We start from the raw sequence: 2,429 nt of genomic DNA, 5'->3' as shown, positions 1-2,429 counted from the left end.
GGGTGGGCGCCGCCACCGGGGCGGCGCGACCTCCGGGAGGACCCATGAAGATCGCACTCGTCACCGGCGCCACCCGCGGCATCGGCCTCGCCACGGCCCGCCGCCTCGCCGCCGACGGCTTCCACGTCGTCGTCGGCGCCCGTCGCGACGACGCGGGCCGCGCCGCCGTCGACCGCGTGCGGGCCGAGGGCGGCGACGCGAGCAGCGTGCTGCTCGACGTCACCGACCCCGACCAGGTGCGCGCCGCGGCGTCCCACGTCGAGGAGCGGTTCGGCCGCCTCGACGTGCTCGTGAACAACGCGGGCGTGCTGCCCGAGGCCTCCGCCGAGCCGGCCGAGGCCGTCGACCTCGACCTGTTCCGCCGCACCTACGCCACCAACCTGTTCGGGCCGGTGCTGGTGCTGGAGGCCTTCCTGCCGCTGCTGCGCCGCAGCGACGCCGGGCGCGTCGTCAACGTCACCACGCGCATGGGCTCGCTCGCCGACCAGCAGGACACGGCGTCGCCGTACTACTCCACGGTCGTGCCGGCCTACCAGTCGTCGAAGGCGGCGCTGAACGCGGTGACCGTGGCGCTGGCCAAGGCGCTCGCGGGCACGCCGATCACCGTGACCGCCGTCTGCCCGGGCTTCGTCCGCACGGACCTCACGCCGCTGAACCGGGAGCACGCGCCCCTGGGTCCCGACGACGCGGCGGCCGTCGTGCACCGGGCCGCGACGCTGCCGGCGGGCGCGCCGTCCGGCACGTTCGTCGACGCCATCGGGCCGGTGCCGTGGTGAGGACGGGCGGTCAGCTCGGGTCGACGACGCGCGCGACGACGGCGCAGCGGTCGTCTCCCGGCGCGGCGCCGGTGGCGGCGCGGACGAGCAGGTGCCGCAACGCGGTGCGCTCGGCGTCGTCCAGGCCGGCGAGCAGCTCGTCCTCCGCGACGCGCACGCGGGCGTCGAGGTCGGCGAGGACGGCGCGGCCGTGGTCGGTCACGACGATCCGGCGGGCGCGCCGGTCGGCCGGGTCGGGACGCCGCTCGACCAGCCCGCAGCCGGCGAGCTCGTCGAGCAGGTAGGTCATCACGGTGCGGTCGATGCCGAGCCGGGCGGCCAGCGCCGCCTGGGTGGGCGGGGCGTCGTGGGTGACGGCGGCCAGCACCTCGTAGCCGCGGCCCCCGTGCGGCACGTCCGCGCACGCCGCGGCGACGCGGGCGCTCCACTCGCGCAGCAGCGCGGCGAGGGACCAGCCCAGCGGCGACGGGGCGTCCGGGCCGGCGGCGGTCTCCGCGAGGCTGCGTGTCGGGTCGGCGGTGGTGCTCACCGAGCCATGGTACGCGGAATGCGCGGCGCGCCAGAAGAGTTGCCGCTGATATCGTCTGTCTGACAGACGATCTCCCGGAGACGGGAGCGGTCCTCCCGCGAAAGGTCCCGCATGACGGACTACGGCCACGACCTGGTCTTCGGCACGTTCCTCACCCCCACGAACCGCGACCCTCAGCAGCCGGTGCGGCTGGCCCAGGTCAGCGAGGCGGCCGGGCTCGACCTGGTGACGTTCCAGGACCACCCGTACCAGCCGGGGTTCCTCGACACCTGGACGCTGCTGTCGTGGGTGGCGGCGCAGACCGAGCGCGTCACCGTCGCGGGCAACGTGCTCAACCTGCCGCTGCGCCCGCCGGCCGTGCTCGCGCGCGCCGTCGCCTCGCTCGACCTGCTCTCCGGCGGCCGCGCCGCCCTCGGGCTGGGCGCCGGCGGGTTCTGGGACCCGATCGTCGCGATGGGCGGCACCCGCCTCACGCCGGGCGAGTCCGTCGACGCGCTCGAGGAGGCGCTCGACATCGTCCGCGGCCTCTGGGACGGTCGCGAGCGCCGCGCGCTGCGGGTCGAGGGCGCCCACCACCGCGTCGTCGGCGCCAAGCGCGGGCCCGAGCCCGCCCACGACGTCCCGATCTGGCTCGGCGCGCTCAAGCCGCGCATGCTGCGGCTCATCGCCCGCAAGGCCGACGGCTGGCTGCCGTCGCTGGCCTACCTCAAGGACGGCGACCTGCAGCGCGGGAACGCGATCATCGACGAGGCGGCCGAGGAGGCGGGGCGCCACCCGGCCGAGATCCGGCGTCTGCTCAACGTGCAGGGTGCGGTCACCGCGCAGCCGCAGGGGTTCCTGCAGGGGCCGGTGGAGCAGTGGGTCGACGAGCTGGCGGCCCTCGCGCTCGAGGACGGCGTCGGCACGGTGATCCTCGCCGCCGACGACCCGAACCTGATCCAGGTCTACGGCCAGGAGGTCGCGCCCGCGGTGCGCGAGCTCGTGGCGCGCGAACGCGCGTCGTCGGGCACCGCGCCCGCCGCCACGCAGCGCGGCGCGCGGGCGATCGCGCTGCGCCGCGCGGGCATCGACTACGCGGCGGTCCCGGCGGCGCTCGCGGCGTCCGCCGTCGAGCCGGGGGACCG

General features: G+C 76.8%; 3 protein-coding genes. 2 read left to right on the top strand and 1 reads right to left on the bottom strand.

Going from position 1 to position 2,429, the window contains the following annotated elements; all coding sequences use genetic code 11:
* The first annotated feature begins 44 nt into the window (after positions 1–44).
* Complete coding sequence (locus ACFUVW_RS20590; RefSeq protein ID WP_430573154.1) at positions 45–776, top strand: SDR family oxidoreductase; 732 nt, start codon at positions 45–47, stop codon at positions 774–776.
* A gap of 10 nt (positions 777–786) precedes the next feature.
* On the opposite strand, the gene ACFUVW_RS20585 is transcribed toward ACFUVW_RS20590, so the two are convergent.
* Positions 787–1,305, bottom strand: coding sequence for a MarR family winged helix-turn-helix transcriptional regulator (locus ACFUVW_RS20585; RefSeq protein ID WP_430573153.1), 519 nt, complete (start codon positions 1,303–1,305; stop codon positions 787–789).
* 111 nt (positions 1,306–1,416) lie between these two features.
* Between ACFUVW_RS20585 and ACFUVW_RS20580 the strand changes: the two genes are divergently transcribed.
* On the top strand, positions 1,417–2,429 hold a 1,013-nt coding region (locus tag ACFUVW_RS20580), incomplete at its 3' end, for an LLM class flavin-dependent oxidoreductase (protein WP_430573152.1).

Source organism: Isoptericola sp. NPDC057391 (genome assembly GCF_042668085.1).
Taxonomy (GTDB): Bacteria; Actinomycetota; Actinomycetes; order Actinomycetales; family Cellulomonadaceae; genus Isoptericola.
This window is presented reverse-complemented; position numbering and strand designations above follow the sequence as displayed.